This window comes from Clostridium aciditolerans, assembly GCF_016316925.1.
Classification (GTDB): Bacteria; Bacillota; Clostridia; order Clostridiales; family Clostridiaceae; genus Clostridium_AM; species Clostridium_AM aciditolerans.
Map to the genome: position 1 here is coordinate 62,255 of NZ_JAEEGB010000003.1, position 19,281 is coordinate 81,535.

General features: G+C 29.5%; 21 protein-coding genes. 16 read left to right on the plus strand and 5 right to left on the minus strand.

Translation table 11 applies throughout. From position 1 onward, the window contains the following. Positions 1-6 precede the first annotated feature (6 nt). The 4 genes from I6U51_RS01475 to I6U51_RS01490 all read left to right on the plus strand — a co-directional run bounded on the left by I6U51_RS01475 (position 7) and on the right by I6U51_RS01490 (position 2,936). Entirely contained in the window at positions 7-831 is an 825-nt protein-coding gene (locus I6U51_RS01475) for an ABC transporter permease (RefSeq protein WP_211140837.1), read from the plus strand. 14 nt (positions 832-845) lie between these two features. Continuing rightward, entirely contained in the window at positions 846-1,649 is an 804-nt protein-coding gene (locus I6U51_RS01480; protein WP_211140838.1) for an ABC transporter ATP-binding protein, read from the plus strand. 281 nt (positions 1,650-1,930) lie between these two features. Then, complete coding sequence (locus I6U51_RS01485) at positions 1,931-2,440, plus strand: DUF2179 domain-containing protein (RefSeq protein ID WP_211140839.1); 510 nt, start codon at positions 1,931-1,933, stop codon at positions 2,438-2,440. A gap of 124 nt (positions 2,441-2,564) precedes the next feature. Further along, positions 2,565-2,936, plus strand: coding sequence for a response regulator (locus I6U51_RS01490; RefSeq protein ID WP_178907665.1), 372 nt, complete (start codon positions 2,565-2,567; stop codon positions 2,934-2,936). 15 nt (positions 2,937-2,951) lie between these two features. Here I6U51_RS01490 and I6U51_RS01495 read toward each other — a convergent pair whose 3' ends face one another. Then, the gene (locus I6U51_RS01495; RefSeq protein WP_211140840.1) at positions 2,952-3,629 is read right to left on the minus strand and encodes a 5-methyltetrahydrofolate--homocysteine methyltransferase; all 678 of its coding nucleotides are present in this window, start codon (positions 3,627-3,629) and stop codon (positions 2,952-2,954) included. A gap of 310 nt (positions 3,630-3,939) precedes the next feature. Between I6U51_RS01495 and I6U51_RS01500 the strand changes: the two genes are divergently transcribed. Beyond that, positions 3,940-4,878, plus strand: coding sequence for an AEC family transporter (locus I6U51_RS01500; RefSeq protein WP_211140841.1), 939 nt, complete (start codon positions 3,940-3,942; stop codon positions 4,876-4,878). A gap of 171 nt (positions 4,879-5,049) precedes the next feature. On the opposite strand, the gene I6U51_RS01505 is transcribed toward I6U51_RS01500, so the two are convergent. The 3 genes from I6U51_RS01505 to I6U51_RS01515 all read right to left on the minus strand — a co-directional run bounded on the left by I6U51_RS01505 (position 5,050) and on the right by I6U51_RS01515 (position 6,580). After that, positions 5,050-5,445 (minus strand): hypothetical protein, encoded by a 396-nt coding sequence (locus I6U51_RS01505; protein ID WP_211140842.1) that lies wholly within the window; start codon positions 5,443-5,445, stop codon positions 5,050-5,052. A gap of 245 nt (positions 5,446-5,690) precedes the next feature. Beyond that, entirely contained in the window at positions 5,691-5,843 is a 153-nt protein-coding gene (locus I6U51_RS01510; protein ID WP_178907660.1) for a hypothetical protein, read from the minus strand. A gap of 56 nt (positions 5,844-5,899) precedes the next feature. Then, entirely contained in the window at positions 5,900-6,580 is a 681-nt protein-coding gene (locus I6U51_RS01515) for a YetF domain-containing protein (RefSeq protein WP_211140843.1), read from the minus strand. 247 nt (positions 6,581-6,827) lie between these two features. Between I6U51_RS01515 and I6U51_RS01520 the strand changes: the two genes are divergently transcribed. Next, entirely contained in the window at positions 6,828-7,463 is a 636-nt protein-coding gene (locus I6U51_RS01520; RefSeq protein WP_211140844.1) for a tRNA-uridine aminocarboxypropyltransferase, read from the plus strand. 31 nt (positions 7,464-7,494) lie between these two features. Here the strand turns inward: I6U51_RS01520 and I6U51_RS01525 are convergent, their stop codons facing one another. Then, positions 7,495-8,226, minus strand: a complete 732-nt coding sequence (locus I6U51_RS01525; RefSeq protein ID WP_211140845.1) for a DUF3298 and DUF4163 domain-containing protein — start codon at positions 8,224-8,226, stop codon at positions 7,495-7,497. A gap of 550 nt (positions 8,227-8,776) precedes the next feature. On the opposite strand from I6U51_RS01525, the gene I6U51_RS01530 reads away from it, so the two are divergent. The 10 genes from I6U51_RS01530 (at position 8,777) to I6U51_RS01580 (ending at position 19,116) form a co-directional block, all read left to right on the plus strand. Then, positions 8,777-9,415: a DUF2238 domain-containing protein gene (locus tag I6U51_RS01530; protein WP_211140846.1), complete on the plus strand. Its 639-nt coding sequence runs from the start codon at positions 8,777-8,779 to the stop codon at positions 9,413-9,415. Positions 9,416-9,593: 178 nt separating this feature from the next. Beyond that, entirely contained in the window at positions 9,594-10,853 is a 1,260-nt protein-coding gene (nagZ, locus tag I6U51_RS01535; RefSeq protein ID WP_211140847.1) for a beta-N-acetylhexosaminidase, read from the plus strand. A 214-nt stretch (positions 10,854-11,067) separates the two neighbouring features. Continuing rightward, the gene (locus tag I6U51_RS24620; protein WP_246517024.1) at positions 11,068-11,712 is read left to right on the plus strand and encodes a peroxiredoxin; all 645 of its coding nucleotides are present in this window, start codon (positions 11,068-11,070) and stop codon (positions 11,710-11,712) included. A 227-nt stretch (positions 11,713-11,939) separates the two neighbouring features. Continuing rightward, on the plus strand, positions 11,940-12,143 hold the full coding sequence (locus I6U51_RS01550; protein ID WP_211140849.1) for a hypothetical protein: 204 nt from the start codon (positions 11,940-11,942) through the stop codon (positions 12,141-12,143). Positions 12,144-12,312: 169 nt separating this feature from the next. Next, positions 12,313-13,623 carry a PQQ-dependent sugar dehydrogenase family protein gene (locus I6U51_RS01555; RefSeq protein WP_211140850.1) on the plus strand — a complete coding sequence of 437 codons (1,311 nt, stop codon included), beginning with the start codon at positions 12,313-12,315 and terminating at the stop codon, positions 13,621-13,623. Between the two features lie 42 nt (positions 13,624-13,665). Next, on the plus strand, positions 13,666-14,382 hold the full coding sequence (locus I6U51_RS01560) for a zinc dependent phospholipase C family protein (protein ID WP_211140851.1): 717 nt from the start codon (positions 13,666-13,668) through the stop codon (positions 14,380-14,382). Positions 14,383-14,501: 119 nt separating this feature from the next. After that, complete coding sequence (locus tag I6U51_RS01565; protein ID WP_211141059.1) at positions 14,502-15,059, plus strand: class I SAM-dependent methyltransferase; 558 nt, start codon at positions 14,502-14,504, stop codon at positions 15,057-15,059. A 181-nt stretch (positions 15,060-15,240) separates the two neighbouring features. Then, positions 15,241-16,950: a B12-binding domain-containing radical SAM protein gene (locus I6U51_RS01570; protein ID WP_211140852.1), complete on the plus strand. Its 1,710-nt coding sequence runs from the start codon at positions 15,241-15,243 to the stop codon at positions 16,948-16,950. Positions 16,951-17,210: 260 nt separating this feature from the next. Continuing rightward, positions 17,211-17,897, plus strand: a complete 687-nt coding sequence (locus I6U51_RS01575) for a YdjY domain-containing protein (RefSeq protein ID WP_246517026.1) — start codon at positions 17,211-17,213, stop codon at positions 17,895-17,897. 517 nt (positions 17,898-18,414) lie between these two features. After that, a complete protein-coding gene (locus tag I6U51_RS01580) occupies positions 18,415-19,116 on the plus strand; it encodes a TVP38/TMEM64 family protein (RefSeq protein WP_211141061.1) in 702 nt (233 codons plus the stop codon). The last annotated feature ends 165 nt before the right edge of the window (positions 19,117-19,281 follow it).

Sequence of the window (19,281 nt, forward strand, 5' to 3'; positions counted from 1 at the left end):
TAAATAATGCAAATTGTAGATGAAAAAATAGTTAGATTTGAAACAGAAAAAAAGCAGGAAAACAAAAGTAAGCTTAGTAATAAATCAAAAACTAGAATTCTAACCGTATTATCTCCGCTGGGGTTACTGGTCATTTGGGAGATTCTTGTTAGGACACATGCACTTGACAGTAGATTTTTTCCGGCTCCTACAACAATTTTAGTAACACTGTGGGAAATGATAAAAACCGGCATACTCTTTTCTGATCTAAAAATAAGTTTATATAGAATCTTTGGCGGATTTTTACTCGGAACAATACCTGGTCTTATTATTGGTCTGACTATGGGGTTGTTTCCAATAGTGAAGATTATGCTGGACCCAATTGTTGCTGCGACTTATCCAATCCCTAAGCTGGCGTTGATGCCATTAATTATGATATTGCTTGGATTAACAGAGTTTGAAAAAATGGTGGTTATAGCTCTTGGAACCTTCTTTTTAGTTTTGATGAATACAGTTGCAGGAGTAATTAATTTAGATAAAATATATATGGATGTGGCGAAAAACTATGGTGCAAGTAAAAAAGATTATTATTTGACTGTTGCACTTCCAGGTGCACTTCCTATGATATTTACTGGATTAAAGCTTGGCATGGGGATGGCATTACTATTGATAGTTGCAGCAGAAATGAACGGAGCATCTGAAGGAATAGGATATCGTATATGGGAATCTTATTCAATATTTAATATTCCAGAGATGTTTGTCTCTTTCATTATGATGTCTCTTCTTGGATATATTTTTACAGTAGCTCTTGATGAAATAGAGAGAATTATAATTCCTTGGAAACAAGATTGAAGAGGATGATTAGTATGAATGAAATAAATTCATTAAAAAGCAAAACATATGATGGCAAAGTGAAAATAGAAATGGAGAATTTAGCTAAGAAGTTTAAAGTAAAGAAATCTGAAGTAGTTGCATTTCAAAATGTAGACTTAACAATAAGAGAAGGGGAATTCTGGTGTTTTGTAGGACCTAGTGGATGTGGAAAAACAACTCTTCTTAGAGTACTTGCTGGACTTGAAATGCCAACATCAGGGGTACTAGAGATTACTCACAATAATAAAAGTAACCCACTAAATTCTATGGTCTTTCAGGAACATGCAATTTTCCCTTGGATGAATGTTTGGGACAATATAGCATATGGTTTGAAAAATAGAAGATTGCCATCAAATAAAATTAAAGAAGTAGTAGATGAATTTGTAATAAAAACTGGACTAGAGAAATTTGCAAAGGCATTTCCACATCAATTATCTGGTGGTATGAAACAGAGAGTAAGTATTGCCAGGGCTTTTGCTAACGATCCGGAGATACTGCTTATGGATGAGCCTTTTGCATCCTTAGATGAGCAAAATCGTATAATTTTACAACAAGAACTGCTTCAAATATGGGAAAGTAATAGGAAAACTGTTGTATTTATTACCCATAGCATTGATGAGGCAATTTTTCTGTCTGATCATATTATGCTTATGTCTGGGCATCCCGGTGGAGTAAAAGATGTATTTGAGGTAAATATGCCTAGACCTAGAGATATGTCAGAAATGAGAAAGAAGCCAGAGTTTAATGAACTTTTTATAAAGATATGGTCGCAGCTGAAAGATGAGGTAAAAAGGTAGAAAAATCAATATTTAAGGGGACGTATTGTATTCGCCCCCTTATTTAATTTCGCAAGAAAATCATGTATTAATAGTTAAGGTGCTGAATAATATTTTAAATATACGTTAATATTAAGAAATTCTTTATTTTGTTTATTGCAGAAAAGCTATATTTATGATATAAACTATTAGTGGGTATCTAAATAATTGAAATTTTACTAAAGTGATGTCTTCATATTTTGAGGTTTTAATTTATGAAGCTTTAGATAACGTATACATATTATGGAGTTGGGGGGATAACTATGCTAACCTATATGTTTATTTTTTTTGCTAAAATTATTGAAGTATCACTTATGACTATAAGAACCGTTCTTATAACAAGAGGAGAAAAACTTTATGGCTCACTGATAGGATTTATTGAAGTATCTATATGGCTTTATGTAATAGGTAAAGTACTTGTAAATATTGACAAGGATCCTATTAAGATGGTAGTATATGCCTTAGGATTTACTTGTGGAAACTATATTGGATGTATATTAGAAGAAAAACTTGCATTAGGAATAGTGACTATTAATTTAATTTCCTCTGAAGAGGATGGTAAAAAGCTAGCTGAGCTACTAAGAGAGCAGCAGGTTGGTGTTACCGTGGTAGAAGCTGAAGGATTAAAAGAAGATAAAAAAATGCTTATAGCCCATGTTAAAAGAAAGAGAAAAAATGAAATACTAAGAATTATAGAAAATTCTGATATAAAAGCTGTAATTTCAATAGTTGATACTAAAACTGTGTACGGAGGATATGGAATTAAAAAATAATTTTAAAACAATTATAAAGTTTGTTAAAGTTTTACACGAAAACTATAATTAGTAATTTAACATAAGAATAATTAGTTTTAAAGTTATTTTACTTGAAACTATAATAAAGGAGAAGTATCTTAACATGGGAGTATTAATAGTTGATGATTCTAAATTTATGAGAAGCATAATAATAGGAATATTTAATAAACATAATATAGAGATTGCAGGGGAAGCAGGAAACGGCAGAGAGGCTATAATTAAATATCAAAGTTTGATGCCAGATGTAGTTACAATGGATTTAACCATGGCTGAAATGAGTGGTTTAGAAGCGGTAAAGGAAATAATGAAAATAGACTCCAATGCCTACATAATTGTGTGTTCAGCTATGGGGCAGCAGGCAATTGTAAGGGAAGCAATTGATGCAGGGGCTAGAGGATTTGTAGTAAAGCCTTTTGATGAAGAGGATTTAATAAAGGAAGTAAAAAAAGCATTAAAAGCAAAAAATAAAAAATAATAAGAAGACTGCGCATTATGCGCAGTCTTCATCGTTAAAAAGCGGCTTTTGTGCTTTAAAATTTACATTTCTCATTTTACAAAAAACATTATGACAATGTTCACAACTATGGTCTTTTTCATTATATGCTATTTGTGAGTCAGCACCGTATATATAAGACATTGATTTTGCAGGATACAACATACAATCATTAACAACTCTTACACTATGAATATCATCATTTTTAAACATATTTACAATTTCTTTTTGATATTCTAAATCAATTTCACCGTCACCAGGAGCAATTTTACAGGTAAGCCCTAACCCAAGCTCATGTGAATCTGCACATATTTCATTAAATAAGTCAGAACTCACATGAAATAGATATGAGCTTGCCATGGTATCTAATAGAATTGCTTCAAAAAATTTTCCTTCTTCAAAAAGACTTTCAACTTTTTTGCAAGATTCATCTCCTATTGTTACGAGACAATATACTATATTATTGCATTTCTTTAAAGAATATAAATCTAAGTTATTCGGTTTTTTATCTATTTTATACATTCCTAAAGGAGTAGAACATTCTATAAGGTAGTAGAATAAATCATCGTACATTTTGCTTAATTCCTCGTACGGAGGTGTCTGGCAGTAAGATTGAACTGTTTCTATAATCTTCTCTTTATTTAATTTTATTTTGAAATCAGATACTACTTTCATTGGCCCCACCTCGTATTTATACAAAATTTTATTTATAAATATATTATAATAGAACATAAAGAAAATTGCAAGTTATATAACGTATTATTTCAAAAAATATTAAAAAACATTGGATTAAAAGCCATTTTCAGTGCCAATAAGGTTCAAAATGGACCTTATCTTGCAAAATTCATGAATACAAAAGTTCTGTATCAATCATACCAATTCATAAGTATTCATAATTATATAAAATTTTTTATATAACAAAAATCTTTCATTTAATTAGAAGATGTGCAATAATAGTTAAGGGGATTAAAAGGAGATGATAAACATGGTTATAGTAAATGCACTAGGCAGCGTACTAAGTATTGTAGCTATGATTACTGTAGGATATATACTAACCTCCAAAGGTTGGTTAGATGAAAAAACATCAAAGGTCTTTTCAAAATTGGTATGTAATATATCTCTCCCGTGCCTTATGATATCTGATTTGATGGGAAACTTTGATAGAAACAAATTAAATAATTTAGGTAAAGGTTTGATTATTCCTTTCCTTTCCATAGCATTATGCTATTTGTTAGCAATAATTGTATCTAAAATTATTAAAGTTGATAAACATAAAGTTGGAACTTTTAGATCCATGTTTTTTGTATCTAATTCTATATTTATAGGACTTCCTGTAAATCTTGCATTATTTGGATCACAAAGTATACCCTATGTTTTACTCTATTATATTGCTAACACCAGCTTTTTCTGGACAATTGGAGCTTATGGCATAAGTACGGATGGACAGTCTAAAAAAAATAGTATATTTTCGAAAGAAACCTTTAAAAGAATAGTATCCCCACCATTAATGGGCTTTGTTATAGCCATAATACTTATAATGTTAAATATTCAGATTCCAAAGTTCATTATGGATACTTGTAAATATTTTGGTAATTTAACAACACCTTTATCAATGCTGTTTATTGGTATAACAATATACTCTGTGGATATAAGCGAAATAAAAATGGATATAGACATGATAGCTATACTTTTTGGAAGATTTCTTATATCACCTATATTGGTCTTTATTATGGCTCATTACTTCCCAATACCAGAGCTCATGAAGAAAGTTTTTGTTGTACAAGCAGCTATGCCTGTGATGACCAATACAGCAATAGTTGCAAGAACTTACGGTGCAGATCATAAATATGCAACAGTGATGACAGTAGTAACTACTATATCAAGTTTAATATTTATACCAATATATATGGCACTATTAGGATAATGCCAATTTTAAAAAGCTAATTCTAATTAAACTCATGGTAGAGTATAATTAGAATTAGCTTTTTTATGTTTATAATTTATTAAATTCTAAAAGAAAAAACAAGTAAAGATAAGCTGTAGATGAAAATTCCATATGCAAAAAATACATAAAAAAGCCTGTGTTAGTATTGTTTTATATATTTTTTTGAATATTATCAGCAATTACACTTTTAATTTTATCCTTTATGTACTGATTTCTATAAATAATGTCAGAATTAAACTTACACTTATTAACTATTGCCATAAAGGTTATACTTTTATTTGATCTTAACAGGCCAGCAACAGCTCTATCTATTTTTTGATTTATAACATGTATTTCTTTATAATGTACCATTTTATGCAATATATAATTTCTTAACTCAGGGTACCGTCTTATTACAAAGCGAGTTACACCTGACTTTTCTGCAACAATAGCAAATACTAATCTTTCTTTATTATAAATCATGTTTTGTATAACATTATCAATGTCATTTTTATATTCTTCTATATCTTTATAAAAGGTTTTCGTAGTACTTAAACAATTTTCCATGTTTAATCTCCTTATTCGACGATATTTACAATATAATGATATAACATTATAGTAATATTGTAAATTTATATATTCTTCAAAATAGGCATTTATGTCTAATTATGACAATTTATATATGTTATATAATATGTATTATAATTTTATTAGCTACACCATGATATAAAAATAATAAGCGTTGATGTATAAAATAATAAAATACACCAACGCTTTTATCCTCTTTATGTAAGCATTTTATATAAGTAGTGTTATTTCTCATCAATGGTATTTTTAGCAGTTGAAGTCCATTGGTTATCGGTAGCAGTTTTATCTTTTTTATTTGTAGAGTTTGACTCTTCAAGAGATTTTTCAGGTAATGAAGCCCATTGATTATCAGTGTCGGTTTTAAGTTTTTTGTCCATTATAAAACCCTCCTTTCGCCTGTAACTATATTTTTGGCCAAATAAAGCAATTAATTCTATGAAATATTTTCATAATATATCTTGCCATTGGTAGATAGTGCAGCAAAAGCCACTTTATTTATATTTTTAATTCCTTTTCTATTTAGTTCGCTATAGAGCCAATTTTCACTTTTATTAAGATATATCAGATTTTTTTCTATAATTTTGCCATCTAAAACTAGTTCAATTGCCGAGCCTTCATATTTAGTTGGCATATTAAGATCTTGAGGCGTCAGCGGGCGGTTTTGTGATTTTAATTGAACACTTAACTTACCACTAGGTTCAAGGATAGCTAATTCAACCTGATTTATGTCAAAGATCTTTTCTTGTCTCAATTGCTGACTTAAATATTCATAAGAGAAATTTAAACTAGCTAAGTTATTTTTTAAAATCTTTCCATTTTTAATTAAAATCGTTGATTCACCAGCAAAAATTTTACGGATGCATTTGTATTTAAAAGATAAATAAGATATCGCCATTACTATTAATGGTATAAGGACCATACAAAGAATAAAGTTTAAAATATGTACCTTTAAGTTAAAAGCTAGGTTACCTGCTACTGTTCCAAGAGTAACAGCGGCAACATAATCAAAATATGTTAGTTTAGATAAAGTTCTTTTGCTTAAAAATCTGGTAGAGCCTAAAAGCATTATTAGAGCTAAAAATACTCTCAGAATTATTTCAAAAGGTTCAAACAAGAAATGTCACCTCCAAAGCTGTGTTCTGTTTGTAAGGCATATGTAATTTACAGAGCATAAATGCTATTCATGTTTTTATTATCTGCTAGAAACTTAAATTTAATTCTTTCACTAGTATGATGTTTTCATAATCATACTCAAATAATTTCAAATATACATTTGTTTTTAATATAAAGGCTATATTTTTAAATTTCTTAATGATAACATGTAGGTTATAAGTTATTTATGTTTTCAGGAGGAACGATAATTGAAGTCAGAATATGAAGTAAAGAGAGTAACAAAATTGTATGACAGTTGTGATAAGTGTGGCCTTCCAACAATAAATTGTATATGCAATAAAGTAAATAAGATAAAGTCTCAATCAAAAATTTTAATTTTATCAACAGAAAGAGAATTTTATAGGCCATCGAATACCGCAAGATTATTGAAGTTAATTAATTCAGATTCCACTGAAATTTTTCTTTGGGAGAGGACGAAAAAGCCAGAAAAATTGATTGAATACATAAAGGATGATAGATATTCAACTTTTTTATTATTTCCAGCAGAAGATGAAGAATCAAAGAAAAGAAAAATAGAATATCTTGATACTGATAAAATTCCTGCTTTTATTATTATAGATGGAACATGGAAAGAGGCTAGAAAAATATTTAGAAAAAGTGACTATTTAAAAGAGTTGCCTATAATATCATTAGAATTAAATTATAGATCTGAATTTAATATAAGAAAAGGAAATGCTGAAGGAAATTTATGTACAGTAGAAACCGCTATAGAAGTACTTAAATTAAATGGAGAAACTGAAAATTCTTTGGCAGTTAAAGATTTATATAAATTATTTTTAAGAAGTTTTAAAGCAGGTATAAGTGGACATAAGTTAAAAGAATAAATTGAAAAATTTTCAAAGGAGAGGGAGCTTTCTACCCCCTCAAAAGTTGTGGTTTCAATATATTGCTTAATTCAGAAAGTGGAATCCTTATTACTGGTATTTCCGATGCTGCTGGAGCAATTTCATTAAATCTAAAAAATATAACTAAATTGTTATTATCTAAGTAATATGGCTGATCTTCTGCAATTCCCTTAAATTGTTTGCTAGATATTGAAGGATATAGTTGTTTATTTTCATTAATCTTTTCAGTGATTAGCTTATTTAGTGTACCTTTGTAGTCTACACCTTGTTTAAATAGGCTTCTAAGAGGCATGGATTCACCAGAGCTAAGATCATAATTATAAGTTGTTCTTATATAACTATTCCTTCCGCCAATATACTGCTGATAAATTATTGAGATACTTAAAATATCATTTTTATTATAAGTTACTAAGTAAGTATTAGAGATCTCAAAAGGAGTAAAAGGTTTACCTTGCTTTATCAAATTTTTGCTATATTCATTTGCGGCAGTTTCCATCTGGCTTTTAAATTCTAATATATCGCTTTTTATATTGTCATTTATATGCTGAAGAACTCTAGGATTAATTTGTCCTTGAAATACAGGTATCTGCAGTGACTCGTGTATTTTGCTATTTTCACTGGATATATTTTTAGTACTTACTGTTAGAGCATTTCTATTAGATACATTACGATTTTTTACATAGTAAGTACTATACTCTTGAAATGGACAAAATGTATAATGTGATTTAAAAGGGCATAGCATAATATATACCTCCTCTATACTCTATATAGATATCCAATTTGGGTGCTTGATTTATTAGCGGTATTCATAGGGGTACCTCTTCTGTACTGTTAATAATTTTAGTTATCTCTAGGGCTCGCTGCTAAGAACCTCAACAATCTTAAATAAACTCGCTGTGCTCAAACAGTATTTAAGATTGTAGATGTTCTAAATCAGCTTCGCCAAGAGCTAATATAAAATCATTAAATGTACTGCCAGATGTACCCCTATGAATACCTTTATTAAGTCAATTATCGAAATTGGATATCCATAGGTGTACTAGGCTGAAAGTTAACTTTCCAGTTAGTTTCCCTATACTTATTAGAGTATGTTAGCATTTTTAAAAAGTTACGGTTGTAGAATAATAATAAGCAGTTAAGTATTTTGTATACTTAACTGCTTATTAAATTTAGATTTAATGGTTGCCCTAAGCTACATTTCACATATATTTTTGGTAGTTGTTTACACTATCTATTATAAGAACTTAATATGAGAAGCTATATAAAATAATGTATATATGGAGCGTAAAAGTATGAATAGGTATGAAGAAAATAATAAATTGAATAGAGCACACGTTATCTTATTAATGCTATTTTTTGCAGCACTAATTTTATCACTTATTAAACCTAAAAGCTATCTTACATGGATTTTAGAGGCTTTCCCAATATTTATAGGAATTTTAATATTAATATTTACTTATAAAAAGTTCCAATTTACGACTTTTGTCTATGCACTTATTTTAATTCAAATAATCTTAATACTGATTGGAGCTCATTATACTTATGGTGAGGTACCGTTATTTAACTGGATAAAGAAAGCATATGGATTAAACAGAAATCATTATGATAGGCTTGTACACTTTATTCAAGGTTTTATATCTGCTTTTATTGTAAGGGAACTATTAGTACGAAAGTTGAAGCTTAAGAAAGGCATAATATTATCTCTTTTAGTTATTTGTATTTGTTTATCATTAAGTGCTTTTTATGAACTGGCAGAATGGGGAGTAGCTATGATAGCAGGAGAAAAGGCTAATGACTTTTTAGGATTTCAAGGGGATATATGGGATACCCAGTGGGATATGTTTTGGGGGTTAATAGGTTCTATAATCTCTGTATCTAATTTTTATAAAATTCATGATAGGTACATAGATAGATTAGAAAAGCACCATTAAGAAGAAAAAATATAAAAAGGTTTTAGGAATTTCATGTAGAATATTTAAATACTGCTTTTATTTCTAGTAAAAGAGTATTATAACTATTGACTTTGGGAAAACATGGTAATAAAATATGTTTATGAATCAATGCTTCAAAAAATTATTGCACTATGAATCCAGCATTGGGGGAAAGCAAATGTATAAAAAGTTTATATTCTATATGGTTCTATTATTTGCTGTATCATTCTTATCCGTATATATGTTAATGAATTATACAATAATTCAAAATGGCAATAGAAATACTATTTTAGATAGAATACTCCCAAAACAAAAAGAACAATCTAAAGATACAAATAAAGAAGCAGACCCATTAAAAGAGCAAATTAAAGAAATGACTTTGGATGAAAAAATTGGTCAGATGCTGATGGTCGGAGTAGATGGATATGCTTTAGACAACAATTCAAGAAAGATGATTGAAGAATATAAAGTTAGTGGATTTATTATATTAGGACAAAATGTTCAAAGTACAAATCAATTGTTGAATCTTGTAAATGCTCTTAAAGCAGCCAATTTAAAAAATAAAATACCTATATTTGTATCTGTTGATGAAGAAGGTGGAAGGGTAGATAGGATGCCGCGAGAGTTAAAGAGGTATCCAACAAATAGAGAAGTTGGTCAGATTAATAATAGCAATCTATCCTATAATATAGGAAATGTGATGGCAGAAGAACTTAAATCCTTTGGCTTTAATATGAATTTTGCTCCAGTGCTAGATATAAGTAGTAATCCTAACAACTCAGTAATAGGAGATAGATCATTTGCCTCCACATCGAAGATCGTAAGTAAGCTAGGGGTCGAAACAATGAAAGGTCTTCAATCAGGAAATGTTATATCAGTGGTAAAACATTTTCCAGGACATGGAGACACATCAGTAGATTCTCATATAGAGTTACCTACGGTGCCCCATGATTTAAATAGACTTAGGAACTTTGAATTTATTCCATTTGACGAGGCTATAAAAAATAAAGCGGATGCAGTGATGGTAGCACATATTTTATTATCTAAAATAGATTCTACAAATCCTGCTTCATTTTCAAAAGCCGTAATTACCGATATATTAAGGAAGCAGTTAAACTTTACTGGTGTAGTAATTACAGATGATATGGCAATGGGTGCTATAGTTAAAAATTATAATATAGGAGAAGCATCGGTGAAGTCTGTGGAGGCAGGAAGCGATATAATTTTGGTGTCCCATAATCATGAGAATGAAGTCATGGTTATAAGTGCCTTAAAGAAGGCAGTAGAAAATGGGGTTGTTACAAAAGATAGAATTGACGAGAGTGTATATAGAATATTAAAACTAAAACAGAAATATGGATTAAAGGATAAAGCTATAAATTCTATTGATGTTGATAAAATAAATGAGAAAATTAATGGGGTTTTAAATAATTACTAGTTAAACATAATCATTTATGCTTAATCAGTAATTTACCAAGCTTAAAGGGTAACTACTAGCGATTATATATAAGCTAGCAGTTACCTTTTAATTTACTATAAAAAATTTCAAATAATATTAGTTCACGATACAAATAATAACACAGTAGACATTGAATAGATACCTGTATAGTAAATAATATTAGCTTATCATAAAATAAAAGGAGTGAAATTAAATGGCAGATAACTATTCCATAACACTAGGATCTCCTGAGGAGAGAATAAATCCATTTCATCCTGCATGGAATAAATATGGGGGATATTTTAATCTAAATGATTTTGCTTTAGATTTTACATTAGAAGGCATAGTAAATAATCAAAATAGCAAAGTGGCACTATCTGCTTATAAAGGAAAATGGGTAATACTATTCTTTTACAGCTCAAATTTTTCTTTTGTATGACCTACTGAATTAGCAGCAGTTGCTGAACAACATGATAAGTTTATAAATTTAAATTCAGAGGTTTTGGCTATAAGCACAGATAGCATTCTTTCCCATAAGATGTTTATTCAAACCTCACCTTCGGCAAATAAAATAAACTATCCATTGCTATCTGATAGAAACTTTGAAATATCTAAAAAATATGGAGTTTTTGATGAAAATGGTGGCTATGCCTATAGAGCTACATTTGTAATAGATACGGAGGGTGCAATAAAAAGTTATTTAGTATATCCAGATTCAGTAGGAAGAAATATTGATGAATTACTAAGACTTTTGGAAGGTCTTCAATATAATCAAAAGACTAGCCTAGGAGTTCAGAGTGGATGGAAGCCTGGAGACTCTGGAATAGAAGTTGGATGGGATCATATTGGCAAGTATTAGTGATATTTATCATTAAATTAAAGACTTAAGATGCATATCCACAAAACATTAATAGTAAAATATTACCTGGGTAATGTTGTAATTAAATAATTAAACAGATTAAAAATTTTTAAGAAATTGCTGTAAAAACGTGATTAATTTACTTTATTAATGTTTTTAATTAAGTTACAATAGAAGTGGATTTAAGTGAGGTTTTGAAGTCTAACAGAAAGAAAGGTGTTTATAATATGGAGTCTAATAAACTATTTCTAGATAATGGGAAAGATGAAGAACAAGGAAAGCAAAGTTGGATTTCAAGAATAGCGAAAGGCAAAAAAGCTACTAAAAAAACTGGCTATGGGCACTGTAATGCCTATTCTTCTGTAGTTTGCTTAAAATGTGATAAATGTTGGGGCTATAACAATAAGAGTTATCAACAGTCGAATGAATAGTAATTTTTCTTTGGTAATACAGAGAGATAAAAAAGCAAGAGGATAAATATAAACTCTTGCTTTTTTATCTTATTTTCAAATTTTTAAAATACTGTACTCATAATATACATATACAACAAATTTCTAAAATATATATATCATAAAGAAATTGTAATTAAGGAGATGCAGTATGAAAAAGTTTTTAAATGTACTTATACCCTGTGCCATTGTTTTCTTAGCAGTTCTTTTGCTTAAAAAATATTATTATAACCAACCAATAAACCAAAATATAATTGTTAAGAATGAAAACTTAAATTATAAAACTAGGTATAAAGGATTAAAGGATGCCGTAGATTTTACTATGGATCAAAATGGGAATTATTACATAGCTTATAGGGACAATATTCAACTTATTAAAAATAGTGGACAAAGCTACGATGTTTTAAAAAAACCTAATCTTAATATATCTAGCATAGAGTATTTTGAAAATAAGCTATATTTTTCATCAGATACAAAACTATATTGTTATGATTTATCAAGTAAAAACTTGATAGAAGCAATGAAAGATCTTCCAAACTACGGAGATTATAGGAATAGTCTGATAAAAATTAAGGGAGATTATATGTATATAACGATAGGCGCTGTAACTAATTCAGGTGTAGTAGGAGAAGATAACAAATGGATAAAAGATGCTCCTTATATTCATGATATAACTCCTAAAGATATAACATTAAAAGGGTTAGATTTCGGCAAAGACAAAACAGGCGCATTTCAAAGTTACAGAACAAAAAGTATAAAGGGACAGATAATACCTGAACACTTTCCAGGAAATGCTTCTGTTATAATATATAATTTAAAAACAGGCAATAGCGAGACCTTTGCTTGGGGTATAAGAAATATAACAGGAATGGATTTCACAAATGAAGGAAAACTAATAGCAGCAGTAGGGGGAATAGAAAATAGAGGTTCTAGACCGATTAAAGGCGATTGTGACTATTTGTATGAAATAAAAAAGGGCGTGTGGTATGGATGGCCAGACTACAGTGGAGGAGATCCTGTAACCTCGCCTAGATTTAGAGGAGGGGTAAATGGTCTCCAATTTATACTTGAAAATCATACGACAACAAATCCCCCAGCGCCTATATACCAACATAAAAATTTAAGTTCTATAAACTCTGTTGCTGTAGATTGTGCTGGTGTATTAGGAGAAAAAAATTGTATATATTTTTACGATAAGTTAAATAATGAATTATATGGATTTAATGGAGCAGGATCTGTAAAAGAAGAAGTGAAATTTAATGAAAGTACTAAAATTTCAAGCTTAAAGTTTTCAGGAAAGAGTTTAATGGTTCTTGACGGAAGTTCTGGTTATTTATATAGTATAGAAAAAGGAATTGTTAACAAGGGCTTGAATATAAGTAAGGAGTTTTATGCATATCTTTTATGCATAGCTGTAGTTGGAATAATAGCTGCTTTAAAACTAATGAAAAGTTCGAACTAAATAGAATTATAAAGTAAAATTTACGAGGAGATAGATGTAAAAATGAGCAGAAGAATAGAACATACCTATGGAAAAACATTAAGAGGAATATTTTTCGCAGTAAATCCTCTAAAAAAGAAAATATTAAAAACTCATTGCACTGTTCACAAGTTTATAATAATGCAGGCCGTTGAAATACTTAAAAATGATGGGTATGAAAAGGAATATGAATTCTTTAAGCATCACATAAATGCTTTGAATACTGGTGTAGCTTGGGCTGATCAGGATTTTAAAAGCTCCAATCATTTTTATCATGTAAGTAAGGGAAAAGGTTTATACGGTTTTTCGGATGCTTTAACAGAATGTAGAAACTATTATAATAAATCTATGGCATATATGAATACAGGAGATGTTAATAGAGCTTTATTCTATTTTGGAGCATCCTGCCATTTGGTTCAAGATGCCACAGTGCCGCAACACGTAAATAATAAACTTTTAAAAAGTCATAGAAAGTTTGAACTATGGATTATAAGTAGGCTTCTTACGGATTATTCTTTTATAGCTAAAGAAGGAGCTGTAATTTATGATACTATAGAAGATTTCATAAGAAATAATGCTATTATGGCAAACAGCACCTATATGAAAAATATATCTGTTGAATCTCGAGATGAAAAGTATGGTAAAATAGCAACAATCATATTAAAAGAAGCTCAGCGTACTACTGCAGGTTTCATGGTTAGATATTATGATGAATTAAAAAATAAAGAAATTCTTCCTTAAAATGGAGGAATTTCTTTTTTTGTGAAGAAAATATATATTTATATATCTATACTATTTTAAACAAAAGTATTAATAATAAAGGTAGGTGGTACGTATTGAAAAAAGACATATTTATAAATATGGAGAGAGAGACATTTAGAGGGAATATACTAGATATTGGTCTAGAAAACCATGGTATATTTTATAATATATATAAACAATATAACGATGATGTTAATGTAGAATATCTCAGTGGAAAAGAAGAGAAAGAAAAGATAAGTGAAGATTTTTACGATAGCTGTATACTCTTCTTTTCTTTCAGCAGTATATGGTTTGAAAAAAGAAAGAAGGGCTTTATAGCTGATGTATATAGATATTTAAATAAAGATGGAATACTATATATATGGGATATTGATAAAGGTTATGGAAAGCTGTTTAATGGGCGGTTAAAGATTGTTATACCTGAAAGTAAGATGAGGCAAATAAATGTAAAAGAGTTAAATATATTTAAGAATACTTCAAAAGAGAATACAATTAAGTTATTGGAAGGTTACTTTGATATATTAGATTCTAAATCTTCCGATGGCATATATTATATAAAGGCAAAGAAAAAAGTCCAACTAAAAAAGAAGGATAGTGACAAAATCACACAGGAAAACATTGGAGCTAAAGATGAAAGTAGTGTTAACAGTGCTTAATTCTAAAGGTATACTTCAAGGCAGCCTCAAGAAAATATACTAGCATCTTTGAATTGTTATTTTCTTGAGGCTGCCTAAAATAATTGATTTAAAGGCTTTCAATAATGTATACTATATAAAGTGCTTAAGGAACAATAGTATTTCTAGCAAGCAATGAAGGAAATCGAAAGGAAGTGCAAGAATGAAAGTAGTATTAACAGCGCTTGATTCAAAATTTATCCATAGTAATTTAGCGGTAAGGTATTTGAAAGCCTATACGAAAGACTTAAATTATGAGTGTGTTATAAAGGAATTTACTGTAAATGATAGGTTAGAAAAATTATTGGAAGAAATTATAGCAGAACATCCTGATGTACTGGCTTTTTCTTGTTATATATGGAATATAGAGATGGTTAAGGCACTAGCAAGATTAGTGAGACTAGTAAACCCTAAAATCGAAATATTCTATGGAGGACCTGAGGTTTCTTACGATAGTGAAAGCTTTTTAAGTGAGAACCCTGGTGAGTATGTAATATGTGGAGAAGGCGAAGAAACATATTATGAATTCATAAATTGGCTGCTTTGGAAAAGAGAAAATAGAATATCTGAAGAAGAAGCAAATAATAAATTAAAAACCATAAAAGGGTTAAGTTTTAAAATAGATGAAAAGGTGCAATTTAATGGTGAAAGGCCTCTGATGGATATGAGCAAAATAGTTTTCCCATATACACTAGAGGATAATCTTGAAAATAGAATAGTATATTTTGAATCTTCTCGTGGCTGTCCATTTAAGTGTAAATATTGCTTATCTTCAACAATACATAATGTTAGATTTTTGAATATAGATAGGGTAAAAAAAGAACTGAAATTCTTAGTAGATAAGGGAGCTAAGCTCATTAAATTTGTTGATAGAACTTTTAATTGCAATGCTAAATTTGCTACTAAAATATGGGAGTTTTTAATAAGTTTAGACACAGAGGCAACTTTTCATTTTGAAATTTCAGCAGATATACTAACGGGCGAGCAGATAAAGCTTTTGGCTGCAGCACCAAAGGGAAGAATTCAGTTTGAGGTAGGAGTTCAGACTACAAATAATGAAGTTCTTAGAAACATAAATAGATATGTTAATTTCGAAGATATAAGAGAAAAGGTTGAGGAATTAGAAAAAATCAGAAATATAAAGCAACACCTTGACTTAATCGCAGGGCTTCCAGGGGAGGATTTTTATTCTTTTAAAAAGTCCTTTAATGATGTTTATTCTATCAATCCCGAAGAAATTCAGCTTGGATTTTTAAAGCTTCTAAAAGGATCAGACATGAGAGCTGAGGCTAAAAAATGGGGAATGGTATATTCACCTTATCCACCTTATGAAATTTTAAGCACAAAGGATATAAGCTATGAAGAACTGCTTATTTTAAAAAAAGTTGAAGAAGTGGTAGACAAATATTATAACTCTGGTAAGTTTAGCAATATATTAAAATATTTTATGCCTAAATTTACAAATCCTTTTGATTTTTATAAAGCATTAGGAGAATTTCTTCATAGCAGGGGATATTTAAATAGGAATATATCATCTGCAGATTATTATAAGGTATTCATTGAATTCAATGAAGAAAAATTCTATGAGAACACTGATAATTTAAAAGAAATAATAAAATATGATTACCTTAAATTTAATAAAAAGAAATGGATACCTGAGTTTCTAAAAAGAGAAAGAAGCAAGGAAGAAGAGCGAAAAATTAAGGAATTAATTAAAAATGGAGAAATCAAAGCATCAGATAATTATCATGCCGAAAAGTTTTTTATTGATGTAGAGTTATTTATAAAATCCGGTGAATTAAGAGAAATTGAATGCTATGTGATATTTGATCCGGAAAATAGTAATGGATTTAAGCAGATAACTAAAATATAGTCTCTTAATATTGTTCATTACTTTTAAGCATATCTATGATTGTAGAAGAAAGAATACGACTTAAATAAAGATTAAACCAATATATTAGAATTTGATAAATATGACAAAAAGTGCCTATTATAAAATTTTATAATAGGCACTTTTGTTATTATTAAACATAATTTGACTATTTGAATGAATGCAAATATAATTGTGTTGAAAAATGTTATTTTTATACTTTAAAATGTCGAATTATTAAATTAACTAAGGGGGATATTAAAATGAAAAAGATATTTTCAGTTCTTACAATGTTAATACTTATTATTGGTATGTCAGTAGGTTGTGCATCAAATAAAAACGATAACACTGCTAAAAAAGAAGATACTAAAAAGGATGCAGAAGTATTAGTTGTTAATAAAGATACAAAAGAAGTAAAAATGCTTGCAGAAGTAAATGGAAAGTACTTCACTGAAGGAACTAGACATGGTGTAGTATTTAAAGATGGAAAAAATGGAGAAAAATCTGTATTAAGAGGACTAGCTGATGAAAAAAAATTCTATGAAGCTATGATGTCATTAGGCGCAAAACCTGGAAATAATCTAACGGCTGATGATATGAAAAAAGGCGAGAAGAGCATAGAAGGTTCAAAAGTTAACGTTTTTGTTACATGGGATGGCCTTGGAAAAGAAATACCATTTAGCGATATAATAAAATCAACTGATTCAAGTGGTAATGAATTAGCACTGAGACCGATGGATTTTAGATTTGGTGGAAATATAGATAGAGCAAAAAAGAACAATACAGGATGTGTATTATGTCTAGACAGCTGCGCAACAGGAATTGTAAGTAATGCATCTTATAAAGCAGGTGAAGTTGAGGCTTTAAAAAATGTTAAGTTCTATGGCAAAAAGGATGTACTCCCTAAGGACGGAACAAAAGTTTCTGTAATATTTAGATTAGCTGAGTAGATTGCAAGGGGTGCGGAAGTCTATTTCCGTGCTCCTATTTTTCTATAGATATAATGAAACGAAGTGTTAAAGATAAAGGCCAATTGAAAAGCTGATTTATATTACTTAAGGAGGAATTGGTATGAAGGTATTTAAATTACTTTATAATAGTTTCATATGGGGAATAATTGTTGCTATTTTTGCTTTTCAAAGTGAATGGCTTGAGATGAGAGTAAACATAGGAATTTTTATTCCGCTAGTTATGGCATTATGTCTAATCATTAGAATTTTGCTAAAGAAAGTGAAAAAAGAAAACTTATTGGAATTAAGTTTAAAGGGTACTATTATAAATCTTTTAGTTTGTATTGCTATATCACTAGGAATTTTAGGAGTAGAAAGAATACAAGTAGTTCCAGCATCAATTTTAAGAGAAGGCCTAAAGGCAACTAGTTTAAGTTTCAACAGCGTAAATATGATAATACTTTTGATTATAATAGGTGGACTTGTATTTTTTTTATTTAATAATGAGGAGGTTGAAATGAAAAACATTTTTAAAGGTATTAAAGGAAAGATTATTTCTATTTTGGCTATTATATGTTTGTATTTTTTCATACCCTTTGTCAGAGTTAATGTAAATCAAGCAATTAATGTATTAAAAACTGTGGATGTTAACGCAGCTAGGGAATACATTCTTAGTTTTGGTATATGGGCTCCGGTGGTTTCCTTTCTACTAATGGTTTTGCAATCAGTAGTTGCGCCGCTTCCAGCATTTATTATAACTTTTGCCAATGCGGGGCTTTTTGGATGGGTTAAGGGAGCAATACTATCATGGTCTAGTGCTATGGCTGGAGCTGCATTATGCTATTACATTGCAAGACTTTTAGGGAGAGATGTAGTAGAAAAGCTTACAAGTAGAACGGCTTTAGAAAAGGTTGATGAATTTTTTGAAAGATACGGTAAATATGCAGTTTTAATTGCTAGATTATTACCATTCATATCCTTTGATATAGTTAGTTATGCTGCAGGGTTGACATCTATGAGCTTCTGGTCATTTTTTATTGCCACTGGTATTGGACAATTGCCAGCTACTATTGTTTACTCTTATATAGGCGGCATGCTAACAGGCACAGTGAAAACTTTTGTAATTGGTCTTTTAATGTTATTCGCTCTTAGTACATTAATTGTTCTAATTAAAAAAATGTGGGATGATAAGAAAAAAGGTAGTAAGGTTAATATTTAGTGGAAGCTTGAAAAATTCAGGAAAGTTATTTTCCTGAATTTTTTAGGCTCTTTATAAATTCCTTTATTAAGCTTATTCTTATAGGAAAAATGTATGAGTTCTAGCATTACTATGCTGTTGTGCTTGATGAATAAATAAAATGAATGTATAATTAATGGGTAAATA